Annotated in this window: 22 protein-coding genes and 3 pseudogenes; 14 read left to right on the forward strand and 11 right to left on the reverse strand. The window is 54.5% G+C overall.

Annotated elements, in window-relative coordinates:
- Window positions 1-25: 25 nt before the first annotated feature.
- Window positions 26-889 (reverse strand): annotated as a pseudogene (locus ACI2JR_RS02945) (LysR family transcriptional regulator); the annotation flags it as partial.
- A 142-nt stretch (window positions 890-1031) separates the two neighbouring features.
- Between ACI2JR_RS02945 and ACI2JR_RS02950 the strand changes: the two are divergent.
- Genes ACI2JR_RS02950 through ACI2JR_RS02960 form a run of 3 tightly spaced genes read left to right on the forward strand, consistent with a single transcriptional unit; the run spans window position 1032 to window position 3048 of the window.
- Complete coding sequence (locus ACI2JR_RS02950; RefSeq protein ID WP_462477824.1) at window positions 1032-1769, forward strand: SDR family oxidoreductase; 738 nt, start codon at window positions 1032-1034, stop codon at window positions 1767-1769.
- Between the two features lie 57 nt (window positions 1770-1826).
- Window positions 1827-2729 carry an SDR family NAD(P)-dependent oxidoreductase gene (locus ACI2JR_RS02955; protein ID WP_462477825.1) on the forward strand — a complete coding sequence of 301 codons (903 nt, stop codon included), beginning with the start codon at window positions 1827-1829 and terminating at the stop codon, window positions 2727-2729.
- Window positions 2730-2787: 58 nt separating this feature from the next.
- A complete protein-coding gene (locus ACI2JR_RS02960) occupies window positions 2788-3048 on the forward strand; it encodes a hypothetical protein (RefSeq protein ID WP_462477826.1) in 261 nt (86 codons plus the stop codon).
- A gap of 2 nt (window positions 3049-3050) precedes the next feature.
- Here the strand turns inward: ACI2JR_RS02960 and ACI2JR_RS02965 are convergent, their stop codons facing one another.
- The 5 genes from ACI2JR_RS02965 to ACI2JR_RS02985 all read right to left on the reverse strand — a co-directional run bounded on the left by ACI2JR_RS02965 (window position 3051) and on the right by ACI2JR_RS02985 (window position 7379).
- Window positions 3051-3440, reverse strand: coding sequence for a VOC family protein (locus ACI2JR_RS02965; protein ID WP_462477827.1), 390 nt, complete (start codon window positions 3438-3440; stop codon window positions 3051-3053).
- A 1-nt stretch (window position 3441) separates the two neighbouring features.
- Window positions 3442-4776 (reverse strand): L-fucose:H+ symporter permease, encoded by a 1335-nt coding sequence (fucP, locus tag ACI2JR_RS02970; protein WP_132731033.1) that lies wholly within the window; start codon window positions 4774-4776, stop codon window positions 3442-3444.
- A 35-nt stretch (window positions 4777-4811) separates the two neighbouring features.
- Window positions 4812-5753, reverse strand: coding sequence for a ribokinase (locus ACI2JR_RS02975; protein WP_132731032.1), 942 nt, complete (start codon window positions 5751-5753; stop codon window positions 4812-4814).
- 14 nt (window positions 5754-5767) lie between these two features.
- Window positions 5768-6457: a D-allulose 6-phosphate 3-epimerase gene (alsE, locus tag ACI2JR_RS02980; RefSeq protein WP_462477828.1), complete on the reverse strand. Its 690-nt coding sequence runs from the start codon at window positions 6455-6457 to the stop codon at window positions 5768-5770.
- Between the two features lie 121 nt (window positions 6458-6578).
- Window positions 6579-7379, reverse strand: a complete 801-nt coding sequence (locus ACI2JR_RS02985; RefSeq protein ID WP_462477829.1) for a DeoR/GlpR family DNA-binding transcription regulator — start codon at window positions 7377-7379, stop codon at window positions 6579-6581.
- 400 nt (window positions 7380-7779) lie between these two features.
- Between ACI2JR_RS02985 and deoC the strand changes: the two genes are divergently transcribed.
- From deoC to ACI2JR_RS03000, 3 genes are all read left to right on the forward strand, one after another.
- On the forward strand, window positions 7780-8493 hold the full coding sequence (deoC, locus tag ACI2JR_RS02990) for a deoxyribose-phosphate aldolase (protein WP_132731029.1): 714 nt from the start codon (window positions 7780-7782) through the stop codon (window positions 8491-8493).
- A 54-nt stretch (window positions 8494-8547) separates the two neighbouring features.
- A complete protein-coding gene (locus ACI2JR_RS02995; protein WP_132731028.1) occupies window positions 8548-10053 on the forward strand; it encodes a xylulokinase in 1506 nt (501 codons plus the stop codon).
- Between the two features lie 68 nt (window positions 10054-10121).
- A complete protein-coding gene (locus tag ACI2JR_RS03000) occupies window positions 10122-10895 on the forward strand; it encodes a DeoR/GlpR family DNA-binding transcription regulator (RefSeq protein WP_132731027.1) in 774 nt (257 codons plus the stop codon).
- Window positions 10896-10965: 70 nt separating this feature from the next.
- On the opposite strand, the gene ACI2JR_RS03005 is transcribed toward ACI2JR_RS03000, so the two are convergent.
- Window positions 10966-11850 (reverse strand): NAD(P)-dependent oxidoreductase, encoded by an 885-nt coding sequence (locus ACI2JR_RS03005; RefSeq protein WP_462477830.1) that lies wholly within the window; start codon window positions 11848-11850, stop codon window positions 10966-10968.
- A 322-nt stretch (window positions 11851-12172) separates the two neighbouring features.
- On the opposite strand from ACI2JR_RS03005, the gene ACI2JR_RS03010 reads away from it, so the two are divergent.
- The 3 genes and pseudogenes from ACI2JR_RS03010 to ACI2JR_RS03020 all read left to right on the forward strand — a co-directional run bounded on the left by ACI2JR_RS03010 (window position 12173) and on the right by ACI2JR_RS03020 (window position 15067).
- A complete protein-coding gene (locus ACI2JR_RS03010) occupies window positions 12173-12616 on the forward strand; it encodes a DUF2231 domain-containing protein (RefSeq protein ID WP_462477831.1) in 444 nt (147 codons plus the stop codon).
- Window positions 12609-13912, forward strand: a pseudogene (locus ACI2JR_RS03015) (PQQ-dependent sugar dehydrogenase). The gene ACI2JR_RS03010 and the pseudogene ACI2JR_RS03015 overlap by 8 nt, the downstream one beginning before the upstream one ends.
- A gap of 198 nt (window positions 13913-14110) precedes the next feature.
- A complete protein-coding gene (locus ACI2JR_RS03020; RefSeq protein ID WP_462477832.1) occupies window positions 14111-15067 on the forward strand; it encodes a LysR family transcriptional regulator in 957 nt (318 codons plus the stop codon).
- Between the two features lie 70 nt (window positions 15068-15137).
- Here the strand turns inward: ACI2JR_RS03020 and ACI2JR_RS03025 are convergent, their stop codons facing one another.
- Window positions 15138-15608 carry a YhcH/YjgK/YiaL family protein gene (locus ACI2JR_RS03025; RefSeq protein WP_462477833.1) on the reverse strand — a complete coding sequence of 157 codons (471 nt, stop codon included), beginning with the start codon at window positions 15606-15608 and terminating at the stop codon, window positions 15138-15140.
- A 44-nt stretch (window positions 15609-15652) separates the two neighbouring features.
- Complete coding sequence (locus ACI2JR_RS03030) at window positions 15653-16678, reverse strand: LacI family DNA-binding transcriptional regulator (protein ID WP_462477834.1); 1026 nt, start codon at window positions 16676-16678, stop codon at window positions 15653-15655.
- A gap of 230 nt (window positions 16679-16908) precedes the next feature.
- On the opposite strand from ACI2JR_RS03030, the gene ACI2JR_RS03035 reads away from it, so the two are divergent.
- The 5 genes from ACI2JR_RS03035 to ACI2JR_RS03055 all read left to right on the forward strand — a co-directional run bounded on the left by ACI2JR_RS03035 (window position 16909) and on the right by ACI2JR_RS03055 (window position 22735).
- The gene (locus ACI2JR_RS03035) at window positions 16909-17922 is read left to right on the forward strand and encodes a dihydroxyacetone kinase subunit DhaK (RefSeq protein WP_462477835.1); all 1014 of its coding nucleotides are present in this window, start codon (window positions 16909-16911) and stop codon (window positions 17920-17922) included.
- A gap of 9 nt (window positions 17923-17931) precedes the next feature.
- Window positions 17932-18570 carry a dihydroxyacetone kinase family protein gene (locus ACI2JR_RS03040; RefSeq protein ID WP_462477836.1) on the forward strand — a complete coding sequence of 213 codons (639 nt, stop codon included), beginning with the start codon at window positions 17932-17934 and terminating at the stop codon, window positions 18568-18570.
- Window positions 18571-18669: 99 nt separating this feature from the next.
- Complete coding sequence (locus tag ACI2JR_RS03045) at window positions 18670-19569, forward strand: dihydrodipicolinate synthase family protein (protein ID WP_462477837.1); 900 nt, start codon at window positions 18670-18672, stop codon at window positions 19567-19569.
- 68 nt (window positions 19570-19637) lie between these two features.
- Entirely contained in the window at window positions 19638-20945 is a 1308-nt protein-coding gene (locus ACI2JR_RS03050; RefSeq protein WP_462477838.1) for an MFS transporter, read from the forward strand.
- 539 nt (window positions 20946-21484) lie between these two features.
- A complete protein-coding gene (locus tag ACI2JR_RS03055; protein WP_132731016.1) occupies window positions 21485-22735 on the forward strand; it encodes an oligosaccharide MFS transporter in 1251 nt (416 codons plus the stop codon).
- Window positions 22736-22823: 88 nt separating this feature from the next.
- Here the strand turns inward: ACI2JR_RS03055 and ACI2JR_RS03060 are convergent, their stop codons facing one another.
- Window positions 22824-23390 carry a LuxR C-terminal-related transcriptional regulator gene (locus ACI2JR_RS03060; RefSeq protein WP_462477839.1) on the reverse strand — a complete coding sequence of 189 codons (567 nt, stop codon included), beginning with the start codon at window positions 23388-23390 and terminating at the stop codon, window positions 22824-22826.
- 125 nt (window positions 23391-23515) lie between these two features.
- Window positions 23516-24181 (reverse strand): annotated as a pseudogene (locus ACI2JR_RS03065) (phosphoglucomutase, alpha-D-glucose phosphate-specific); the annotation flags it as partial.

Here is a 24181-nt window from a genome sequence, read left to right on the forward strand (position 1 = left end):
GCTGCTGATAGAGCGCGCTCAGCCAGTCGATAAACACCCGCACCCGGGGGGAGAGCTGCCGGTGCTGTGGATAAAGTGCGGAAAGCGGCATCCCGGGGCTTGCCCATTCGCTCAGAACTTCGACTAAACGCCCCTCTGCCAGCTCCTCCTCGACGTGGTAGCGAGGCAACTGGATAAGACCCGCGCCGCGAAGGGCGCAGCTGACATAGTTTTCCGCATCGTTCACCGTGACCCATCCTTTGAGGTAGAAGGCCTGGACTTTGCCATTCACCATCAGTTCAAGCGGGTAGTTCGTCCCCCTGCTGGTAGAGAAAAAATTCACGCATTGATGGGACGGAAGATCGTTTGGCGAGCGCGGCCAACCGTGGCGGTGCAGGTATTCCGGGCTGGCGCAGATCGCCTGCGGCATGGTCGCTAAATAGCGCGCCACCAGCGAGGAATCCTCTAACTTGCCCGCGCGAACGGCGCAATCAATCCCCTCGCGCACCAGATCAACCAGCCGATCGCCGCTGCTGATGACCAGCTCAATGTCCGGATAACGGGAGTGAAACTCGTCAATCCGCGGCAGAACAATGCGCGTCGCGTGGGCGCCATGAAGATCCACCCGCAGGGTCCCCCGCGGGCGCACTAGCGCGTGGCGCAGCGAAGACTCAGCGTCATCCAGCTCTGAGAGGATATGCACACATCGTTCGTAAAAGGCCTTGCCATCCAACGACGGGCGCACATGTCGCGTCGTGCGCTCCAGGAGTCGACACTCTAAGCTTTTTTCCAGCGCTTTTATTGCATTGCTGGCCGTCGCTCTGGGTATCCCCAGCCGATCCGCTGCCAGGCTGAAACTTTCCAGCTCCACAATGCGGGTAAAGAGAACGAGGGTATCAAACTTATCCATCGGCCACCTTTCAGCTCAATCAATTGTTAATCTATATGGAATTATCATATCAAATTCTCCCCATTTATCTCTCCGGGAAAAACACTAATATCTCTGGCAACCCGTAAATAAACGGATAATGCTTAGCCCCCCGGAGAGAACTATGAATGTTACACACAAAACGGCGCTGGTGACCGGAGCATCCCGCGGTATTGGGCGCGCCATTGCCGAACGTCTGGCGCAGGAAGGGTTCACCGTCATCGTTAACTACGCGGGCAACGCGCAGGCCGCGCAGCAGACCGTGGATGAGATCACGGCCAAAGGCGGTCACGCCGTGGCTATCCAGGCGGATGTTGCCAGCGAGAGCGATGTCAGCCGCCTGTTCAGCGAGGCCAAAGCGGTGACCGGCAGTCTGGATGTCGTGGTGCATAGCGCCGGGATCATGCCGATGGCAAAGATCACTCCTGCGGGCCTCGCCGATTTCGACAAGGTGATTCATACCAATCTGCGCGGCGCCTTCCTTGTACTGGCGAACGCCGCGGAAGCGGTCAGTGAAGGCGGGCGTATTATCGCCCTCTCCACCAGTGTGATTGCCAAATCATTCCCGGCCTATGGTCCCTATATCGCCTCGAAAGCCGGCGTCGAAGGCCTGGTGCACGTGCTGGCAAATGAACTGCGCGGGCGCAATATCACCGTCAATGCCGTTGCCCCGGGGCCAACCGGCACCGATCTGTTCTTCAACGGCAAAAGTTCCGAACAGATTGACGCCATCGCCAGACTGGCGCCGTTGGAGCGGATCGGCGCGCCGGAAGAGATCGCCAGCGTGGTCGCGACCCTCGCCGGCCCGGACGGTAGCTGGGTCAACTCGCAGGTCATTCGGGTTAACGGCGGTTTTGCCTAAGTTCAGCGTTTTCACTCTGTGCGGATAGTTTCGCTATCCGCTATTCAGGAGCACATCATGCAACACGTTATTCTGATTACCGGTGCCTCCAGCGGGTTCGGGGCGCTGGCGGCCCGGGCTTTTGCTGACGCCGGCCATATTGTCTATGCCAGTATGCGTGACACCGCCGGACGGAACGCGCCGCAGGTGCAGCACGCCCTGGATTATGCCGCCCGGCGCGGTGTCGATTTGCGCACCGTTGAACTGGATGTTCAGTCCGGGGATTCCGCCGAGGCGGCGATAGCGCACATTATTGCCCGCGAAGGACGCCTGGATGTGGTAGTGCACAACGCGGGCCATATGGTCTACGGACCGACGGAAGCTTTCCTGCCGGAACAGTTCACTCAGCTTTACGATATTAATGTGCTGGGCACCCAGCGGGTGAACCGCGCCGCCCTGCCGCAGCTGCGTAAACAGGGGCATGGGCTCTTATTGTGGGTGGGCAGCAGCAGCACCCGCGGCGGGACGCCTCCGTATCTGGCGCCCTACTTTGCGGCAAAGGCAGCAATGGATGCGGTGGCCGTCAGCTATGCCGCGGAACTGGCGCGTTGGGGCATTGAGAGCTCGATTATCGTTCCCGGCGCCTTTACCAAAGGTACCAACCATTTTCTGCACTCTGGCAAACCGGCGGACAGCGCACGCGAACGGGAATATACCCTAAGCGGGCCTACCGCCGGCCTGGGCGAAGAAGCGCTGCGCGGCCTGGCCGCCTGCGAACCCGAAGAGGCGGATGTGGAGGAGGTTGCCGCGGCGATGGTCAATATTGTCAATGCCCCCTACGGCACGCGCCCGTTCCGCGTGCATGTCGACCCGTCGGATGATGGCGCCGCCGTAGTTAACGCCGTCGCCGATCGCATTCGCAAAGAGTTTTTACAACGTATCGGATTAGGGGATTTGCTCACTCCTCACCGTACGGCCTGAGAGAAACCGCAGGCCGGAGAGTCCGTTCCGCCGGCCTGAGATGAAGGGAAGTCTGAGTATGCGCACGCTGCTATTTCTGCTCTGCGGTTTTCTGCTGGCGGGGGCATGCCGTCTGCTGAGCAAACTGTTCAGCGCGGTGTATCCGCCTGCCGCGGTCACCTTCGCGCTGTTTTTTTCACTGCTGTGGCTCGGCGTGGCCGTCGCGAATATGATCTTTGGCATCACGAGGGCCGGCTATAGCCTTGCTGAGGAGCTCCCCATTTTTCTGCTTATACTCTTCCCTCCGCTGTTGCTTATATGGTGGCTCACCGGGAAATAGTATTACGCCAGATACTGGTCAAACTCGAGACGTTCGCCATCCGGGCCACGAATCAGCAGGAACCGGAGCTTCTCTTCCTGTACCGGCCCTTTATCCAGCGGATAGCCCAACGTTGTGAGCACCGCCATGACCGCAGCAAGGTCGCTGACTTCCAGCGCAATATGGTCTATCCCGCAGCGAGCGCGATCGAAGGCGAGGCCATTGGGGAGCTGGTACAGCTCCAGTACCACGCCCCCCATTTCGATAAACGCCACCTCAATATTCCCGCTTCCGGAGGGTTTGCTAAAACGCCGCCGCAGCGTAAAGCCGAGGGGCTGATAAAAGGCCAACGAGCGCGCGATATCCTGCACCTGGTAGCCGATATGAGCGATGTTACGTATCAGGTCACGCATTTTATACTCCTTTACGCACACACCAGAAGCCATAGAAAGCGACATACACAAAGCACAGCAACGGCACCATAAAGGCGATTTGCATATTGCCGCCGTTGAGATCGGAGATAATCCCCATCACTAATGGGATGACTGCCCCACCGATGATCGACATCACCACAATGGAACCGGCGGTTTGCGTATCTTTGCCCATTCCTTTAATCACCAGACCAAAGTTGGTTGGCCAGCACGGCGCCATGCAGAAGCTCACCAGTATCAGTGCATAGACCGCTAACATCGAGTGGCTGAAGACCGCAACCAGCAGCAGCACCGTCGCCACCAATGCAAACGCTCCCAGCAGCGCCGCGGGATTCAGGCGATTCATCAGCCAGGTGGCGATACCTTTACCTATGGCGTAGATCACCAGCGAGGCCAGCAGCCAGTAGGTAGCGGAGTGCTCGCTGGTCCCATGCTGAACAAGCTGTACGAAACGAATAGTGAAACTCCATACGCCAACCTGCGCCCCGACGTAGAGAAACTGTGACAGCACACCCAGCCGAAAACGCGGCAGCGCAAAAAGGCGTTTCAGCGTCGGTCCCATACTCTCGCCAGGCGTCTGTTGCTGCTGAGATTGTTCCCCCTTGCAGGACGGGAACTTAATAAAGACAAAGACCAGAGCCAGCACAACCAGCACCGAGCCAATAATCAGATAAGGTCCGACAACCTGGCTTACCATCTGATGCCGCGCCGCTTCTGCCATCTCAGCGGGCATGGCCAGCAGTTGATCGTGGCTCGGGTCGTGTTCGCCGAAGACCATCATCTGGCCGATAAGAACCCCGGAAATCACCCCCAGAGAGTTAAAAATCTGCGAAAAGTTAATGCGCTGTGTTGACGACTGGATCGGTCCCAGCAGACTGGAATAGGTATTGGCGGATGTTTCCAGAAAAGAGAGGCCACAGGCAATCACACCAAGGCAGGCAAGGAAAGCGCCATACGTCATAATTTGCGCCGCAGGCACAAACAGAAAGCAGCCCAGCGCGTACAGGCATAAGCCAATCACGATCGCCACTTTATAGGAGTAGCGTTTGATCAGCGCGGCGGCGGGCAGCGCCACAAAAAAGTAGCCAAGGAAAAAAATCGACTGTACCAGCGCCGTCTGGGTATCGGTCAGATCAAATCCCTTTTTAAACTGGGCAATCAGAATGTCATTCAGGTTGCCTGCCATGCCCCAGAGGGCAAACAGGCAGCACACCAGCAAAAACTGTAGCCAGGGGGTATGCGACAGGTAGGCGCTGGTATCCAGCTTTTCGTTGTGAATCGCATCTTTATCCACTTTGTCAGTGATCAGCGTACTCATGGTCTATCCTCGTTATCGTTTTTTACAGTAGGGTTTCAGGCCACTTCAACATCAGAGGTGGTACGGGCAAGACGTTCCAGCGCTTCTTCATAATCTGGCAAAGATGAGGCGCCGCGTCTTTCGACGCTGACCGCGGCATAGGCCGCCGCAAACCGGGTGGCCACATGGAGCGCATCGCCACAGGCAAGGCGGGCGGCGAGCGCCCCATTGAACGCATCGCCTGCTCCCGTGGTGTCACAGGGGTGAGATGGGAAACATGGGATATGAGTTTTCACGCCCTGCTCACTCAGTAAAGCGCCGTTCGCCCCGAGGGTGATGATGACGTTTTTCGCCCCACGCGAGTGCAACACCTCGGCTGCCTGCCCGGCTCCGGGCAGATCGTCTGCCCGACATCCGGTCATCAGCCAGGCTTCCGTGGCGTTGGGGGTCAATAAATCCACTTTGCCGAGAAAGGCATCGTCGACCGGTTGCCAGGGGGCGGGATTAAGCACGACAAAGGCGCCGGAGGCCCTGCCTGCGGCAATCACCTGTTCAATAGCAGACAGGTTATTCTCCAGTTGAACCAGCACCACGTCGGCGCAGCCGATCGCCGCAATACAACCGGCAATTTCATCATCGGACACCGTCATGTTGGCGCCAGGATCGACGGCAATCATGTTTTCAGCATCATCGCCGGCGACATAAATAAGCGCGTTACCGGTGGGGGCCTGATCGGTCACCAGTAAGGTGACGGCATTAAATCCCACCGCCTTGAGGTGCCGGCGCGCGAAATGGCCAAAAGTATCTTCACCAATCTTGCCGATATAGTGGACATTAGCGCCGGCCTTCAGCGCCGCCGTCGCCTGATTCGCCCCTTTGCCACCGGCGCTGGTCATACTCCCGGAAGCCACCAGGGATTCGCCGGGTACCGGGAAGCGTGCAACCCGGGCAACCATATCGAAGTTAAATGAACCAAATACACAGACTTTGCCTGGCATTGTTCTCTCCTTTTTTATGCGTGGACCGGGGAATGGCTCGCCTCGTCAAGATCCCGGATCAGCGTTTCCCAGGCCTGAACAAGCGGTACATTCGGGCGGAATAAGCCGCTGCTTCCCAAAATCAGCACCTGAGCGCCGGCCTCAAGCAATTTCCGATAGGTCTGGCGGTTACATGAGCCATCAACCTCGATAAGGAAGCTGAGCCCATGCTGTTGCTTGATCTGCTGGAGCTGGGCGATTTTTTCGACCATTTCAGGAATAAAAGGCTGACCGGCATAGCCGGGATCCACGGTCATGATGGTGACTTTATCGAGCAGGTGCAGATAGTGGCGGAGCGTCTCCAGCGGCGTGGCGGGATTTAGTACCATACCGACCTGTTTGCCGGCCTGGTGCAGGGTATTGATCACGCGGAAGGCTTCACGACTGATGGTTTCAGGGTGAACGGAGATGGCGTCCGCTCCGGCATCCAACAAGGCCGGGATAAACGCCATCGGTTCTTCGACCATCAGATGAACATCGACAGGCAAGGTGGTCCAGGGACGAATTTGTGCCACAAAGCTGGTCGAAAGTGCCAGGTTTTTGACATAGTGGCCATCCATCACATCGACATGCAATCTGTCCGCTTTGCTGTTCAAAAAGTTCAGCTGGTCGCTCAACTGCATCATGTCCATACACATGAGTGAGGGGGAAATGTAATAACGCATAATGCCTCTCTGTTTCGGTATTTATTCCGGTCATTCGCTGATTTCAGGCAAAGTCTGGCCTCACCGCGCGGCGCGGAGTTTCGCCAATGCATAGATTCACCGTCACGACGTGACGGTACACTCAGGCAATTTGTATGCTGACGTTATGCCAGGTCATCTCTTTTTCGGGCAGCGGATCATCAAATGCTTCGGTTATCAAACAGTCCAGTTCTCCCAGACCGCCGATCCTTGCCACTCCCAGTCGTCCCAGCTTGCTGCCGTCGACCAGCGCCACGACCCGACGGGCCGCCATCATCATTTGCTTTATCTGGGCGGCGTGAGCGTCCGTTCCGGCATACAGACCGCTGTCACGCTCCAGCCCCTGACACGAGAAGAAAAACGTATCGATGGCATATTCGCGCAGCATGCGTCCGGTCATTTCGCCGAAGAAAGCCTCCTCAGTCGGTGAAAAATCGCCGCCAGGACCAATCAGGTGCAAGGATCGGCGGCTCATTAATGCCTGCAGAATAGCGACAGACGGCGTGATAACCGTTAACGTCATCTCGGGGATCTGACGTGCCATAAACCAGCTGGTACTGCTGCTGTCCAGGAGAATGGTGTCTCCTGGCTGGAGGAGTTGCAGCGCTTTGCGGCCAAGACGCGTTTTGGCTTCGCTATGCAGCAATGTACGTTGCTGAAAGCTCCCTTGCCCATCCTGGATCGGTAGATCAGGCTGGCGCCCTCTGGCGGTGGACGGTGGGTTTTCGGCCAACAGCGCCCCGCCGTGACTGCGGTTTAAAACTCCTTTTCGCTCCAGTTCACTTAGATCCCGACGTATCGTTTCACGAGAAACCCGGGTTGCTTGCGCAATCTCATTAACCCGCATGACACCGTGTTGGCTTAACAACCCGACAATTAAGCGATGACGTTCCAGCGGTAACATAACTCTCTCCTGCAGTGCCTGATAAGATTACCTTGCCCATCGATGGGGTGCTGCGACCGTGAAAACGTCCAGCACAGGTGGTGATACCCTCGTCGCTCCGTGTGACAAGAGCCACATTTCCGCCCCCCTCCAGGCGCTTCCTTTCCCTCATTCGGCCGTTATCCGGTCACAAACAAAAGCAAACAAAAAACAATGCCACTCTGCTTTTGTGCCTGTATATGACCGTTTGTGACTGTCTGGTCATAATGTTTTCCTGTCCCGCCCTGTTAATTAAAATCAAATGAAAATAAAAAAATGCTTATTTGCTCACATTATTTTCATTTGATGCGTTTTCTAATGTAAAAACGTTAATACAAAGCGTTAAATGAAAACAACTGAAAACAGACGACAGGATTAGACCATGAATGAGACCACTCGCCGTTTTGCCCGTTTAATTGACCTCAGCGCCGTACAGGCGACCAGTACGGAAGCTGATATTCGTGCCTGTGCGGAACTGGCTACCCGCTACAACATCATTTCTGTGCATGTGTTGCCCTGCTGGACACGCTTTCTCAGCACGCTACTGCCGGAACAGGGACGGGGCGATATCATGATTGGCGGCCCGGTTGGTTTCCCTGGCGGTGGGCACGCAACCGATATTAAGGTCCAGGAAGTCCGTCAGCTTATTGCTGACGGTGCCCGGGAAGTGGATATGGTGGTGAATATCGGCAAAGTGCTGTCCGGGGATTATGACTATGTCCGCGCAGATTTACGGCGGGTTGTTGAAGCTGCAGCGCCGGTACCGGCCAAAGTGATCCTCGAAACCCACTATCTCAATGAGGAACAGATCTGTCGGGTTTGCGATATTGCCGTCGAGGTGGGGATGAAGTGGGTGAAAACGTCCACCGGATGGGCCCCTACCGGCGCGACTCCAGAAAAGGTCAGCATCATCGCCGGGCAGTTGAAAGGTCGCATCGACATCAAAGGCGCGGGAGGAATTCGCGATCTGGATAGCGTGCGCGCGCTCTACCGGCTTGGCGTCCGCCGCTTTGGCATGAGCCTGGGAGCTGTTAGCACCGTGCTGGCCCAGCTGGAACAAAATCCGGACCTCTTCCCTGAACTGAACGCCAGTTAAAATATGCCCGTGTGCGGGCCTGTGGCCCGCCTTATGACGTCACCGGAGTCAGTGATGAAAAATAAAATATTAACCATTGATGTCGGCACCGGAAGTACCCGAGCCGCCATCCTGAGGGCCGATGGTTCCCTGGTGGGGTTTGCTCAGCGGGAGTATGAGCAAACTACTCCCCGTGCCGGCTGGTCTGAACAGGCACCGTCTTTGTGGTGGCAATCTGCCTGCGAGTGCATTCGCGAAGTTTTGTACCGTTTTCCTGAGACCCGCGCACAGATCGCCGTGATAGGTGCCTGCGGACAAATGCATGGCACCGTACTGCTGGATAGCGCGGGTCACCTCGTCGAAGATAAGGCGCTGTTGTGGAATGACAAACGGAGCCAGCCGCAGGTCGACGCTTTTATTGCCCGTGAAGGCGCTGAACGCTGGCTGCACCATCTGAATAATCCTCCGGCAGCCGCCTGGCCGGCCTTTAAGCTGGCGTGGTGGCGGGAGCATTATCCTCAAAGTGCGGCACGGATTGCAAAAATACTGATGCCGAAAGATTTCATTAACTTCATGCTGACCGGCACCATCGCCACCGATTACAGCGAGGCTTCCTGCTACTTTCTGATGGACAGCGAAAGCCGCAGCTGGTCGCCACAGGCGCTGGAATTATTTGGCTTGAGACGGGATCAGTTACCGGACCTGAAACTGTCCAGCGAGGTTATCGGCGAGGTTACCCACGAGGCTTCGACGCTGACCGGCCTGCCCGTTGGGATCCCGGTGGTCGCCGGTACGTCAGATATGGCGGCCACCCTGCTGGGCTCCGGCGTGTATCAGCCCGGAACGGCATCCGATTCTACGGGAACCTCCACGCTGATCACGGTGGTAGCGCCGCAACCGTTGTTGCATTCACGGGTTAATAACCTGCATCTGGCAAACCAGGCCTGGGGCGGGTTTACCCTCCTCGATGCTGGCGGCGATGCGGTACGCTGGGCGCGCCAGGCGCTGGCAGAAAACCACATTACGCACCCGGAGCTGCTGCTGCAGGCGGCCGCCGTACCCGCCGGTGCGGAAGGATTATTATTTCTGCCCTACCTGACCGGCGAGCGCATGGCGGAGCACATCAATTCGCGCGCGCAGTTCTTCGGCCTGCAGCGAAAGCATGGTCGCGGCCATTTATTTCGGGCGGTACTGGAAGGGGTGGCGTTTGCCTCGGCGCGTAATCTCCGCCAGTTACGCCAGTGCGGGCAGCATCCCGAGCAGATGATCGCCTCAGGGGGCGGCGCACGCAGTCGGTTGTGGCTGGAAATCAAAGCGGCGGCGTACAATCTTCCCATTCTATCGACGCGCAATCCGGAGAATGGCGTCACCGGATGCGCTATTATCGCCGGCGTTGGCATCGGGATGTATGCGGATGTTGCCGAGGGCGTTCGGCAAACGGTGCAGTTCGACGAACCTGTGATGCCTGACCGGCGTCTGCAGGAATATTATCAGTCCTGTAGCGAACTTTTTGATACGCTTTATCAACAATCCGCGCCATTATACGATCGTCTGGATACGTTAAGTACCGGTCCAACCTGAAGGTGAGCTTCGCGGCCGCGGCCGGCATTTCTCTCGCTGAAGGTGACATCGTCCGTAAGAGAGGCACAATGTTTGCAGAAGAACGACAGGAAAAGTTACTCAGTATTCTCCGGGAAAAACGCAAAGTTACGGTTTCCGGGATGTGTGAAGTGTTCAACGTGTCTGGCGCAACCATTCGTGCCGATCTCCGTCAGCTGGAAGAAGCCGGGATGCTGACCCGCACCCACGGCGGCGCCATGCTGCGCACCCGGGCCAGTTTTGAGCAGGCCTCCGATATGCGGCAAGTCGTCAATCTGAACGCGAAAGAGCGTATTGGCCAGCGCGCCGCGGCGCTGGTAGAAGATGGCGATATCATCGTGCTGGATACCGGCACCACCACGCTGCATATCGCCCGTCATATCCGCGATCGGCAGAATGTGACCGTGGTGACTAACGATTATCAGATTGCCCGTGAGCTGGAGGCCAGCCCCACTATTCAGACCATCCTGCTGGGGGGGATTGTCAAAAAAGGCTACCACTGCGTGGTGGCCATCAACGGACGTTCTATTCTCGATACGCTAAATGTGGATAAGGCCTTTATGGGGGCCAACTCGCTTTCTGTGAAGCACGGCGCCTGCGTGGCCGATATTATGCTGGCGGAAACCAAACGCGGCATGGTGGAACATGCCAGTCAGGTCATTATGGTTTGCGACTACAGCAAGCTCAATAACACCTCGCTGGCGCAGTTCGCCCCGGCGGAACGCATCGATACTCTGGTGATTGACCGCCTCCCTGACGACGCGCAAGAGTATCAGACGGCCGGGATCCAGATTATTTCTCTGGATGAAGAGGCCCTTTCCTGAACGTCGTTCCTCCGGGCCTATGTTAAGAGCGCGACAGGTTTCACGCCACATTTACGTAGATCTTCCGCACTTACGCCTGGCGCCCGCTTGTCGGCTGGCCCGCAAGCCAGGCGTACACCGCCGCCAGATCCTGATTGGCATAGCCCTCTGCGGCCGCTTCGTCCCAGCAATCGGCGATTTTGCTGAGGATCGGCAGCTCCGTGCCTTCGGCCGCATCGAGTGCCAGGTTGGCATCTTTTAGCGCATGGCTGAGCTGCATTTGCGCAGGAAAACGGTTTTCCGCAATCATTTCCAGTTTGCCTTTGACGTACGGTGCCGCCAACGGACCGCCGTCCAGCGCTTGCCAGAACTGTGCGGGAGTAAACCCTAATTTCGCCGCCAGCAAGGCGCTTTCGGCCACGCCTTCCATCATTGTAATCAGCCAGGCGTTCAGCACGAGCTTCATTTTCTGGCTGCTGCCGGCTTCACCAAACCATTGCGTGCCGCGCGCAATGGCGGCAAATACGCGCTCAGCCGCCGCGCCTCGCTGACGGTCGCCGCTGGCGAGCACCAGAATTTGCGCATTCTCGGCCGGTTTTTTGGTCCCTGAGACCGGAGCATCGAGATAGATCAGTGAAGGATCCAGTGATTCCAGCAGGCCGATGGCTTCCCGGGTCTCCTCGACGCCAATGGTACCCATCTGGCAAAAAATCGTCCCTTCCCGGCACTCCGGGGCAATCTGCTGGATCACGTGCAACGTGGCTTCCGCGTCGGTCAGGACTGACAGAATCACCCCGGCAGACGCCACCGCCTGCTGCGGCGTCGCATGCCGGATGAGCCCGCTGGCCAGCAGATCGTCCCCCCGTTCCGGCGAACGGTTCCAGCCGTGGACGGTAAAACCCTTTTTTAGCAGATTGCTGGCAAAAGCGTGCCCCATGGCGCCCAGCCCAAGGACGGCGACAACCGGTAAGTTCATTCCATATTCTCCCACATCACGATTAATAACCCCACGCAGTTTCCCCTGACCATGACCTGAGCATCTCTGCGTAGTCGATTTCTCTGAATACCACGATAACTAACTATAACACCATGAGGTATGGTGATTTCTGCATAACAGATTTCCGTACATTGATATATCGAACTTGTTAACAATATGTATAATTATTTGCGTGTTTATAATGTCAACACACACTAATTAGCCTGGTTATTTCGCATGCTGTCATTTACCTCTGTTCGTGACGTTATTGACAGCAGAAACCTCAGCGCGCCTTTATTCTCCCTGACGAGGAATTGATAATATGAGTGAAAACTCTTATGACCGGCGTAATACGCTTGCGACGATAATTTATAATCTTCTCAACCCCATACCTTATGGCTTTTTTATTGCCGGATGGATCTTTGATATTATTTATCTCTACAGCACCAACGTGATGTGGGGAAAAAGCGCCAGCTGGCTTATTGCGCTGGGGTTGATTTTCGCGATCGTTCCGCGGCTGATTAACCTCGCGCAGGTTTGGTTCTTCGCCCCTTCCCCTCGGATCCCGGCGGCGAAAGTTGATTTCTGGTTGAACGTCATCGCGATTATTTCAGCCATTGTGAATTGTTTTGTCCACAGCCGCGATGCTTACGCCATTGCGCCACAAAATGTGGTCTATTCGACCCTCACCGTTATCTGCCTGCTCCTTGCCAACATTATCAGCTCCTCCTGCCATGCAAAAAATAAAGGTTATCGCCATGAATAAAATATTACTGCCCCTACCAGTAATGTTAACGCTGACTCTGGTCCTTGCGGGATGTGATGAAAAAGCGAAACTGTCGCCGGATCAACAAACCGGACCGGATCCGCTGATGCCAAAAGCACAGGATTACCTGATGCCGCCGATGCAGGTTCCGTCCGGCGTGGGCTGGAAAACAGGCGCCCAGCCTGACGTCGCCCAGGGGCTGAGCATTGAGAAGATGGCTGACGGCTTCCTGCATCCGCGCATGGTCTACGTCCTGCCAAACGATGATGTGCTGGTGGTTGAAAGCAACAGTCCCGGCGAAGAACCGCTGACCACGCCGAAACAGCTGATTGCCGGGATCGTAAAAAATCAGTCCGGCAAAGGCGGTAAAGGCGGTAACCGCATTACCCTGCTACGCAAAAGCGGCAGCGGCTGGGAAAAGCATGTTTTCCTCGAACATCTGCACTCCCCGTTCGGCGTCCAGCTGATTGGCGATAATCTGTACGTGGCCAATACCGACAGCATCATGCGTTATCACTATCAGCAAGGTGAAACGCACATCAGCGATGCCGGAACCGAGCTCGCCGACCTGCCCAATACCATCAACCACCACTGGACCAAAGCGCTGCTGGCGAGTCCCGATGGCAAGAAGCTGTATGTCGGAGTCGGTTCCAATAGCAACATTACCGAGAACGGTCTGGACGTTGAGTACCGTCGCGCCAACGTGCTTGAAGTCGATACCGCAACGGGAGCCAGCCGGATCTTTGCCAGCGGTATCAGGAACCCGACAGGCCTCGGCTGGGAGCCACAGAGCGGGAAACTGTGGGCGATAGCCAATGAACGCGATGAGATAGGTGCCGACCTGGTGCCCGACTATCTGACCTCCGTCCAGGACGGCGGTTTTTATGGCTGGCCCTGGAGCTATTTCGGTCAGCATGTCGATCGCCGCGTCCAGCCGCCTCGCCCTGACAAGGTCGCCAACGCCATCAAGCCGGACTACGCCCTGAGCTCCCACGTTGCGCCGCTGGGGATGCTGTTTTATACCGGGCAGATGCTGCCGCAAAAATACCAGGGCGGCGTCTTTATCAGCGAGCACGGCAGCTGGGATCGCTCACCGCTTAATGGCTATAAAGTCAGTTTCGTCGCCTTTAAAGAGGGCAAACCGGTCGGTAAACCAGAGAGCGTAGTTAGCGGTTTTGTCTCCCGGGATGAGAAAGAGTTGTATGGCGCTCCGGTAGGGCTTGCCCAGGATAACCAGGGGCGTTGATCATCGCCGATGATGTCGGAAATACCGTTTGGCGCGTTACGGCAAAATAATATTATGCCATTAATCCTTCGGCTTCCTGCAGTTGGGGAAGCCATTTTTATGCATCGACCATCAGTATCCATGAACACTGCAGGGAATAATTGGGGAAGTAAAGTGATAAGCTGTGAAGTCAGGACCGTTATTGCTAAGTGGCTACACCAGAATGGGTTGCTGAAAAGACATTCATCATAAATGAGACGTAAAATTCGATGAACCATTTATCCGCAATCAGGACCTTTGTCAGCGCCGCCGATCATAAAAGCTTTAGTGCCGCAGCCAAAGCATTAAATATAGAAGTATCAACCGCCTCTCGTCATATCTCTGAACTGGAAGAGTATTTGCAGGTGACGCTGTTTAACCGCTCCACCCGCGGATTAACGCTGACGGAATCCGGGGATTTTTTCTACTCGCATGCCAGACAGCTGCTCCTGCAATGGGAGGAAGCGCGGCATTTAACTTCCGCGCTGGATAAGCACCCTTCCGGCCTGCTGCGCATTAGCGTGCCCAGTACCTTTGGTCGATTACACGTCATGCCGTTTGTCGATGAGTTTCTCCGTCTGCATCCCAACATCTCTCTGGATATCAGTTTTAATGATGAGATACAGGATCTGATTGAAGCGCGAATCGATCTGAGTATTCGCATTGGGGTGTTGCCGGACTCCTCCATTCACGCGCGCAAACTGGCCTCTCAGACGCGTGCAGCGTGGGCCAGCCCGCAGTGGATCGCGAAAAACAGCCCTCCCGCCGCCCCCGGTACCGGCGGCAACAGTCAGAACGAGATGAATATTGTGATGTTTTCTCGCCTGCACGGCGCCGGGTGGTATACGCGCCAGGCCGGGTCACAGGATGAATGGCAGCGGATACCGATTAACTATCGGCTTAGCGTCAGCGACAGCGCGGCGATGCTTTATGCCTGCTGCAACCACGCCGGGATTGCGATTCTGCCCAACTGGTTATCCCGCGAGGAAGAGGAAAAAGGCCATATCCAGCGGGTCTTTCCAGACTGGGAGTTTAGTATGTTCCCCAGCGAAACCGCCGTCTGGCTGATCTATCCGCAAAAGCGGATTTTACCGCACAAGGTCAGAACCTTTATTGACTTTATGGTTGAGAAAGTGGGAACCCCGCCGTACTGGGAAGATCGGCCCGCGGTTTATCGCGAGCAGTAGCAGACGCAATCGTGCGCCGACAGGATTAACGCAACGGTCGTCTGCAACCCTTGCGTTAATCACCCTATTTTTACTCCTGCCGTGGATAAGGGAATTTCACCACCAGTTTTTTGACGCTATTGGCGCGACCGGCGGTATGACACATCGGTTTATGAATTTCTCCAGGATAAAAAACAATAAACTCGCCCTGGTTCAGCACTACGGAACCATTCGTCGGGCTATGTTTTAAAAAATAAAGATCGGTTGCGGCGGGTGGCGTTCTGTACTCCTCTGCATCCGGCGGCGTCGTTCTGAAATAAATTGTTTCCGTGCCGCTAATTACCAGCTGAATATCACCATAGCATTGATGAAACTCGGGATAATGACCTGTGCCGGGCCTGGTTTCACCTTCGCTGACGATATAGAACCACTCCTGTCCTTGTACAGAATATTTCCCGGGCGGCGTATTTATCAGCGCCGATAGTGCAAGGTCGGGATGGTTCAGTATTTCCGTTAACGGTTTAATATCCTCACTGACATTATCTAAGCTTGCTATAAGCATAATACCCTCAATAATATATGGTTGTTGACAGGAAATAACGTTATTTATACTGGCTTTGCGGAAGGTTGACGCACGCTTTTTCTTTTAACCAGCTCCCCGCTAAGCAACACGCTGGTATGGTTGTTATTCCGCCCCGCGTCTATTTTACTGACCAGCAAATCAACGGCGGCGGCTCCCAGCTTTTTATTACCCACTTTCACGGTGGTCAATGCCGGTTCCATCACCCCGGAGACCGGCAGGTCGTCAAAACCGATAACTGAAACATCATCGGGCACGCGGAATCCGCATTCCTGGAGCGCTCTTATACAGCCGTAGGCGACGATGTCATTAATACAAAAATAGCCTTGCGCAATTTTCCCTGTCGCCCTGATATGGCTCAGCATAGCTTCATATGCCGAGCGGGCGTTGGGACTGATGCAAACCAGATTTTCCGGGGCGGATCTTAGCCCGATCAGCGGTACCAGCTCATGAAAGGCCTGCTCACGCTGCCTGAAATTTGGCGTATGTGCATCGCTGTATACCAGCCCGACATCCTCTATTGCGGCACGTTTGAAATGGTGAAGAATATTGTAAATCGCCGCACGATTATTCATGTTAATAAAATCAAAGGGTAAAAAATCGTTCACATTATCGATAATCACAAAGGGTACCGATAGCCGACGGAGGGGCGTAAAGTCACCCTGTTCAAACTCGGTGCCAAGGATCACCAACCCATCGGCGAGAGCTCCGCTATTCTGCGACCTGACGATTTCTTCAACGCTTTTTTTGTCATAGCCCACGACCTCGAGCGCATAGCTATATTTTCCGGCCTGTTCGATGAGTCCATCAATATATCCACTAATAAACAGGTTATGCGCCTCATTGATTGTTTCGCCATGTAAAGCAATTTTCAGAAAGCGCAATACGCCGCGAATTTCTCTTGCCGATGATTGTTGATAATTTAGCTCATGGGCAATTTTCAGGATTTTCTCCCGGGTCTCTACGGATAAGCCTTTTTTGCCGTTAATCGCTATCGATACTGCGCTCAAAGAAACGTTGGCTTTTTTGGCAATATCTTTAATTTTAACCATAATGACAATTCAACCTTATGTATTACAAGCTTTATTTGGTTGTCTTTTATTATATAAACCCTAGCCTGTTAGCAAATTTAAACATGTGATAATCATCACAATTCCTTTTCCTTAAAATCATTTTAGTAAAATTTTAGTTTACGCCGCCGCTGACCAATTTCATTATCAAAACAGATATCCGACAGACCCCAGGCCATTAATTAAATATCAGTCCTTTAAGGATTTAGCAAATGAAGAAGTTCATTAATACCCCTACTGAATACGTGGCAGAAATGCTCGAGGGAATTTATGCGGCACACCCCCGGTATCTTAAATATGCCGATAACGATCGCCATTGTCTGGTGACCGCCCAGCACACTCGTCCCGGGAAAGTTGGCATTGTCACCGGCGGCGGTTCGGGCCATCTGCCGCTGTTTCTGGGATATGTCGGGAATAATTTGCTCGATGGCTGCGCCGTCGGCGATGTTTTTCAATCTCCGTCCGCCGATCAGATTTTACAGGTGACAAAAGCGGTGGATAAAGGGGCTGGCGTGCTCTACCTCTACGGTAATTACAGCGGAGATATCCTCAATTTCGACATGGCTTCCGAGATGGCGGAGATAGAGGGTATCAGAACGCTATCCGTACGCGGGGCCGATGACGTCGGATCGGCCCCGCCTGAACGAGCGGCAACGCGGCGCGGCGTAGCCGGCATTTTTTTCATGTATAAAATCGCCGGCGCCGCCGCTGCGGCCGGTTTATCCCTCGATGAAGTCGCCAGAGTGGCTAAACAGGCCGGGGATTGCACCAGAACAATTGGCATCGGGCTCTCGCCCTGCATCATTCCTGAGGTGGGCCAGGCCGCCTTCTCGGTGGCCGAGAATGAAATGGCCATTGGCATGGGTATCCATGGCGAGCCCGGCATTTCGACCGCCGCGCTCGGCACTGCCGATGAAATTATTGACCGCATCCTGCCCCTGCTTCTTGACGAGCTGCATTTTGCCCCCGGTGACCGTACTGCCGTTCTGCTTAATGGCCTGGGCGGGACGCCTCTGGATGAGCTGTATATTCTTTTCCTCCGGGTCAAACAGACGCTGGATGAACGCGGTATCGCCGTATTCCACGCCTATCAGGGAGAGTACGCCACGGCAATGGAAATGACCGGGTTTTCGCTGTCCCTGTGTAAGCTCAACGCTGAGCTGGCGGGCTATCTCGCCACCTCCGCCTGTACCCCCTTCTTCTGCCAGCCGGATCTGGCTAGCTAAAGGTACGATATGAAAACTGAACTGACATTTAACGATACGACAGGCCTTATTGCCGCGTGGTCTGCCGAACTAAGCCTGAAGCGGGATGAATTGATCGCATTAGACCAGGCGGTCGGCGACGGTGACCTTGGCATCACGATGCAAAAAGCCTTCCATGCCGCGCAGCAGATACCGCCCGAGCAGGAGAAAGGCATTGCTCATTACCTCATGCAGTGCGGCCTGACGATGGCCAGGGCGGCGCCATCAACAATGGGAACATTGATGGCCACCGGATTTATGCGCGGCGGGAAAGCGCTTGCGCCGCAGTTAATGACGCTCAGCGCCACGGATCTGGCCACCTTCTTCAGCGCCTTTACCCAGGGTATCGCGGAGCGAGGAAAAGCCCAGCCCGGAGAGAAAACCGTTCTGGACGTCTTATTACCCGCCAGCGAGGCGCTAGCGCAGGAAACCGCCGCGGGAGCGCCGCTCGGCCGCGCGGTAGAAGCCGCACAGGCGGCCGCGATAGCCGGACTTGACGCCACCCGAACCATGTTTCCCCGTCATGGTAAAGCGGCGGCGTTTGCCGACAGCAGCGCGGGTAAACAAGATCCCGGCGCTACCGTCGCGCTGATTCTTTTTAACGTACTCAGCCGCTACGTTAAGCAATAACAAGACTGTTCACCGTTATTCAGGCAGTAAAAAATCCGGAACGCCCGGCGTCTTGCGCCCAGGTCCGGCATATTTTCTTCAACATCTGACGAGGTCTCTGTGAAAAAATTATATGGCATTACCACTGCAATGATTACACCGTTTAATGATGACGACACCATCAATTATGCCAGCATCGAAGCGCTGACCGATTTTCTTGTCGAGAAAGGCGTGCACTGTCTTTATCCGCTGGGCACCACCGGCGAAATGTTTCGCCTCAGCGAACAAGAACGGAAAAAAGTTGCGGAAACCGTCATTAAAAGAAATAACCAGCGCGCGACGGTTTATATTCACGTCGGTGCGATGACCACCGCAGAAACGCTGTCGCTGGCCCGCCACGCGGTAGAGGCCGGGGCCGACGGAATTGGTGTTGTAACGCCGGCGTTTTTCGGCGCGAACGACCGTGAGCTGGAAGCCTATTTTGTCGCCGTCGCCAATGCCGTGCCCCGCGATTTTCCCGTTTATCTCTACAATATTCCGCAGTGCGCCGCTAACAATCTTTCTGCTGACGTCGCTCAGCGCGTTGCGGATAAGTGTAAGAATGTCGTGGGGATTAAATACAGCTACCCGGACTACCTCACCGTGAATCAGTACCTCGCCATCAATGACCATGATTTTTCCGTTATGGTCGGTGCCGACCGCCTGTTTCTCCCGGCGCTGGCGATGGGTTGCGATGGCGTGGTTTCAGGGGTTTCCTGTGTTTACCCGGAGCCTTTTATCAAAATTTATGATGCCTTTAATCGTGGGGATATTCCCGGGGCGCGTGCCGCTCAGCGCCAGGCGAATAAATATTGCGAACTGCTGAGAAACGGCAGCAATATGTCTTACTTTAAAGAAGGACTTAAATATCGCGGAATTCATGCCGGCGTGATGCGGGCGCCGCAATTAAATATTACGCCCGAAGAAGTTCAGACTTTGATCGCCGGGCTCGCTGAACTGGAAACATCAACCGGCATTTAACTTCGTCGAATAATATAAATTTTAGACTAATAACGTCGACGTCAAGATGAAGTTTAGAGGATTCTTTCATGAGAAGAACAGACTCTGTACCTGTACCTGATAATGCCCTGAGCCACAATAAGGTTAACGCCATTCCCGGAGCAAAGCTGAGATGGTATCTGGTGGTGATTATTCTGCTGGCCGCGGTGGTCAACTATCTCGACCGCGCCAATCTCAGCGTGGCGAATTCAACCATTGCCGCTGAATTTGGTCTGTCGTCATTTCAAATGGGATTGCTGCTATCGACCTTTCTGTGGCCTTATGCGCTGGCCAATCTCCCTGCCGGGTATCTTGTCGACCGCTTCGGTCCCAAAAAGATGTTTTCCTTTGCCGCCGGGGGCTGGTCGCTGGTGACGATATTCTGCGCGTTTGCTAATGGCTTCGGGGTAATGTACGCGCTGCGCATGCTGCTGGGCGTAACGGAATCGCCGTTTTTTACCTCCGGCGTCAAAGTCACCAACAGCTGGTTCAGTAAAGAAGAGCGCGGCTTTCCCACCGCCCTGTTCAATACCGGGTCGCAGATTGCCAATGCCATTGCGCCGCCCATATTGACGATACTGATGCTGACCATGGGTTGGCGAGGCATGTTTATCGTTATTGGGGTTCTGGGGCTGGTGATTCTGCTCGCATGGCTGCGCTTTTATCGTGAACCCACCGCAGAAGAGACTCCGCAAGACAAAATTGTCGACCACAATGAGTCGCCTTGCGCCCCTTCGCGCAGCTGGGGTTCCCTGTTCCGCGAGCGCTCGACATGGGGGATGGTCGTCGGATGCTTCGGAATTTACTTTACGGTCTGGGTCTACCTGACCTGGCTGCCGCGTTATCTTGAGCACGATCGTCATATGAGTCTGATGAATACCGGCTGGCTGGCCGCCATCCCTTTCTTTGTGGGTATTTTTGGCGTGCTGCTGGGGGGCGTTATTTCAGACTTACTGATTAGAAAAGGCATGAAAGCCATTACCGCGCGTAAGATCCCGATCGTCGGCGGAGCGCTGATTGCGGCATGTGCCGTGGCGCCGGTACCTTACATTGAAAGTACGCCGCTGTGCATGTTGCTACTGACAATCGGTTATTTTGCCGCCCAGCTCCCTTCAGGCGTGATCTGGGCGCTGGTGACGGACGTTGCGCCCGCGGGATCGGTAGGTTCTCTCGGTTCAATTCAGAATTTTGGCGGCTTCCTGGGCGCGGCGCTGGCTCCTATCGTTGCCGGCTTGATTCTCGATACCACCAATAACTTTACCTGGGTCTTCCTTGCCGGTGCGGCGCTGTTATTACTCGGGGCCCTCAGCTATGGATTGGTTCTGAAAGAACCTATCAGTAATGAGGCACATTCGTAGTCAGAACGACACTCTGAGCCCGGTACTGACCTACCGGGCTCGGTTATCCTGCGCAGAGATAACCCGACGCACGTCGGCAAAGGATCTCCGGCGCAAGGAACCTCCGCTTTTCGGCGAAGACGCGCCCCACGACGCCCCCATTACGCAATCCGCAGGCCTATCCTCTTAACCCCTCGTGACGCCTTGTCTTCGTCGGGTTTCCGTTTCCTGACAAATGTTAACGTTAACCTTTGTGATTAACATCACGTTAGCCAGGTTGTATTGCGGCCAACTTAATAGTAATAATGAACCCGCCGTCATTAATCCGTACCGCTCAGTCAGCGTCGATCTGATATCTATGCTGAGGGTTTTTATCATCAAGAAAAGAAATGTATCTGGAATCGTAAATTAAATAAGAGAACACAAACCGCTGTCTCTACCTGGCCGATTATTTTATTGAATCTGGCCGCCCTGCCATATCGCTAGCCGGTGTCGAAGACGACGATAGCGATACAGGATTCCGTTTGCTAAAATAAAAATATCGTCACAAGGAAATAAATATGAAGGCTTTTTCATTTTTTAAAAATGAATATTACCGCTATGCCTCCGGTTATTCGTTTCTGTTTTTTATCGCCTGGTCGCTGTGGTGGTCGCTGTATGCCATCTGGCTTAAAGGGACCATCGGCCTCACCGGTACGCAGTTGGGAACCCTGTACTCCGTCAATCAGTTTACCAGTATGATCTTTATGATTGGCTATGGAATAATCCAGGATAAACTCGGCCTCAAAAAGCACCTGATCTGGCTCCTGAGTGTGATTTTAGTGCTCACTGGTCCGTTCCTGATTTATATATATGAACCGCTGCTGCGGCACAACTTCGCGTTAGGTTTGGCGATTGGCTCGCTGTTCTTTGGTATTGGCTACCTCGCCGGTTGCGGATTACTCGATAGTTTCACCGAGAAAATGGCGCGGGCATTTAGCTTTGAATACGGTACCGCCCGGGCGTGGGGATCGTTTGGCTATGCTATTGGCGCTTTACTTGCCGGGATCTTTTTCGCCATCAATCCGCATATTAACTTCTGGCTGGTATCGCTGTTTGGCGTGTGCTTTATTATTATCAATATTTTATTTAAAAGTGAAAAAACGGCCAGCGGTACCCACCGCCATGAAAAAGTGCACAAAGATGATTTCATCGCCGTATTTAAAGATATTAAATTCTGGATTTTCGTGCTGTTCATCACCGGGACCTGGTCATTCTATAATATTTACGATCAGCAGATGTTTCCTGTGTTCTACGCCGGGCTGTTCTCATCCGTCGAGACCGGCACCCGGGTCTACGGCTATCTGAACTCCTTCCAGGTGGTGCTGGAAGCCATCGGTATGGCCGTCATTCCCTTCTTTGTAAACAAGGTCGGCGCGAAAAAGGCGCTGCTTGTCGGAGGCATGATCATGATCTGTCGCATTCTGGTGTCAGCGACTTCAGAAAGCCCGTATATCATCTCGTTGATCAAGCTATTTCATGCGATTGAAGTGCCGCTGTTTGTGATCTCGGTATTCAAATACAGCGTGTCCAACTTTGATTCGCGCCTGTCTTCCACCATCTTCCTCGTGGGGTTCCAGATCGCCAGCTCGCTAGGTATTGTGCTGCTATCGATCCCGGTGGGGATGCTGTTTGATGCGTTTGGCTACCATATTGTATTTTATCTGTTCTCTGCTATCGTCTCGGTGATCCTGCTGTTTGGCGTGGTCTTCCTCAGTAATGGGCGCAATCCCGGCCCGCGCAGCGCAGCGGTGCAAAACGAAACCTTATAATATTCGCGAGGCAATGTCCGCCGCTGACATTGCCTTATTCTTTGTCATTTATCGTTGGATAGCGCATCAGAAAGCCCCCCGTATCGCATTAACGATGCAGATTCTTCCTGGCAAGGCTGTCAATGATGAGGCTTTTGCAGCGGTATATTCCACTTATTTTTGTGGTATTCAGTTTATGCAAAATAATACCGACAAAAGACTGCACCGTTCTTTTGGAGATCAGCAGGCTGCGGGAAATTTCCTCCAGCGAGTAGCCATTCAAAATCAAATGGATGATATGCGCTTCTCTTTTGGTAAATGACAACTTGTCCCTCTTCAGATTGATCCCCATTTTTTTAAACGCCTGCCGCATCATGAGATATTCATTACCGGTTAACTCAGTGTCAATGAATACCGCTTCGCGCCCTATCCCGCCCATTCCTGACGCCGGTTTTAATAAAAAGATGAGATTGACGGGTGAAATGTGCAGGTGTTTGAGACGTTCGGCATCGCCGGTGCTCAGCTCTGACTCCACAATCACCACATCGCTGTTGCTGAAGGCAATATCGCTGACCCGTGAAAACATAACCCTGTTGACGGAGAGGCTGTTATCGCTGAACATACATTTCAGACCTTCAAGCATGAAATTATTATTGGTAATAACATAAATATTCATATAGTCCCCGCAGCAATAACCTTTTGCGAATCGTCCCATTCCTTATGTGCTGACAAAGTGGTGCCTGTATTGGTGTCGCCGGGTAACTATGACGTACTCCGGCTCAGCGGAGTACGTCAGCTGCTCTACTGATGCGCCGCTAGCACGCTATTCACGATCTCCACCGCTTCTTTCTCGATCTGCTTACGATGTTCTTCCCCGAGGAAGCTCTCGCAGTAGATCTTGTAAGCGTCTTCCGTACCCGACGGACGGGCGGCGAACCAGCCGTTGTCGGTCATCACTTTCAGACCACCAATCGATGCGCCGTTGCCCGGCGCCGCGGTCAGGCGCGCGGTGATCGGGTCGCCCGCCAGCGTGCTGGCGCTGACCATCTCCGGTGACAGCTTCGCCAGCGCCGCTTTCTGTGTGGAAGTGGCCGAAGCCTGCAGCCGGTTATAGCTCGGCGCGCCGAAGCGGGCGGCCAGTTCGTCGTAGTGCTGCTGCGGGTTTTTACCGGTCACGGCGGTGATTTCCGCCGCCAGCAGGCACATGATGATGCCGTCTTTGTCGGTCGACCACGGCGTGCCGTTAAAACGCAGGAACGAGGCGCCCGCGCTCTCTTCCCCGCCGAAGCCGAAGCTGCCGTCGAACAGACCGTCAACAAACCATTTAAAGCCCACCGGCACTTCCACCAGCCTGCGGCCGAGGTCGTTCACTACGCGGTCGATCATCGCCGAGGAGACCAGCGTCTTACCGACGGCGACATCCTGGCCCCACTGCGGACGATGCTGGAACAGGTAGTTAATCGCCAC

Origin of the sequence: Klebsiella sp. NPDC088457 (genome assembly GCF_044900465.1) — a bacterium.
Taxonomy (GTDB): Bacteria; Pseudomonadota; Gammaproteobacteria; order Enterobacterales; family Enterobacteriaceae; genus Klebsiella.

Coding starts and splice junctions, on each gene's coding strand:
- ACI2JR_RS03010 (WP_462477831.1), top strand. CDS start 12,173: ATGAGTGAAAACTCTTATGACCGGCGTAATACGCTTGCGACGATAATT.
- ACI2JR_RS03060 (WP_462477839.1), bottom strand. CDS start 23,390: ATGAATATTTATGTTATTACCAATAATAATTTCATGCTTGAAGGTCTG.
- alsE (WP_462477828.1), bottom strand. CDS start 6,457: ATGCGTTATTACATTTCCCCCTCACTCATGTGTATGGACATGATGCAG.
- ACI2JR_RS02965 (WP_462477827.1), bottom strand. CDS start 3,440: ATGCGTGACCTGATACGTAACATCGCTCATATCGGCTACCAGGTGCAG.
- ACI2JR_RS02960 (WP_462477826.1), top strand. CDS start 2,788: ATGCGCACGCTGCTATTTCTGCTCTGCGGTTTTCTGCTGGCGGGGGCA.
- ACI2JR_RS03055 (WP_132731016.1), top strand. CDS start 21,485: ATGAAGGCTTTTTCATTTTTTAAAAATGAATATTACCGCTATGCCTCC.
- ACI2JR_RS03000 (WP_132731027.1), top strand. CDS start 10,122: ATGTTTGCAGAAGAACGACAGGAAAAGTTACTCAGTATTCTCCGGGAA.
- ACI2JR_RS03040 (WP_462477836.1), top strand. CDS start 17,932: ATGAAAACTGAACTGACATTTAACGATACGACAGGCCTTATTGCCGCG.
- ACI2JR_RS02985 (WP_462477829.1), bottom strand. CDS start 7,379: ATGTTACCGCTGGAACGTCATCGCTTAATTGTCGGGTTGTTAAGCCAA.
- ACI2JR_RS02975 (WP_132731032.1), bottom strand. CDS start 5,753: ATGCCAGGCAAAGTCTGTGTATTTGGTTCATTTAACTTCGATATGGTT.
- fucP (WP_132731033.1), bottom strand. CDS start 4,776: ATGAGTACGCTGATCACTGACAAAGTGGATAAAGATGCGATTCACAAC.
- ACI2JR_RS03030 (WP_462477834.1), bottom strand. CDS start 16,678: ATGGTTAAAATTAAAGATATTGCCAAAAAAGCCAACGTTTCTTTGAGC.
- ACI2JR_RS02955 (WP_462477825.1), top strand. CDS start 1,827: ATGCAACACGTTATTCTGATTACCGGTGCCTCCAGCGGGTTCGGGGCG.
- ACI2JR_RS03020 (WP_462477832.1), top strand. CDS start 14,111: ATGAACCATTTATCCGCAATCAGGACCTTTGTCAGCGCCGCCGATCAT.
- ACI2JR_RS03025 (WP_462477833.1), bottom strand. CDS start 15,608: ATGCTTATAGCAAGCTTAGATAATGTCAGTGAGGATATTAAACCGTTA.
- deoC (WP_132731029.1), top strand. CDS start 7,780: ATGAATGAGACCACTCGCCGTTTTGCCCGTTTAATTGACCTCAGCGCC.
- ACI2JR_RS03050 (WP_462477838.1), top strand. CDS start 19,638: ATGAGAAGAACAGACTCTGTACCTGTACCTGATAATGCCCTGAGCCAC.
- ACI2JR_RS03035 (WP_462477835.1), top strand. CDS start 16,909: ATGAAGAAGTTCATTAATACCCCTACTGAATACGTGGCAGAAATGCTC.
- ACI2JR_RS02950 (WP_462477824.1), top strand. CDS start 1,032: ATGAATGTTACACACAAAACGGCGCTGGTGACCGGAGCATCCCGCGGT.
- ACI2JR_RS03005 (WP_462477830.1), bottom strand. CDS start 11,850: ATGAACTTACCGGTTGTCGCCGTCCTTGGGCTGGGCGCCATGGGGCAC.
- ACI2JR_RS02995 (WP_132731028.1), top strand. CDS start 8,548: ATGAAAAATAAAATATTAACCATTGATGTCGGCACCGGAAGTACCCGA.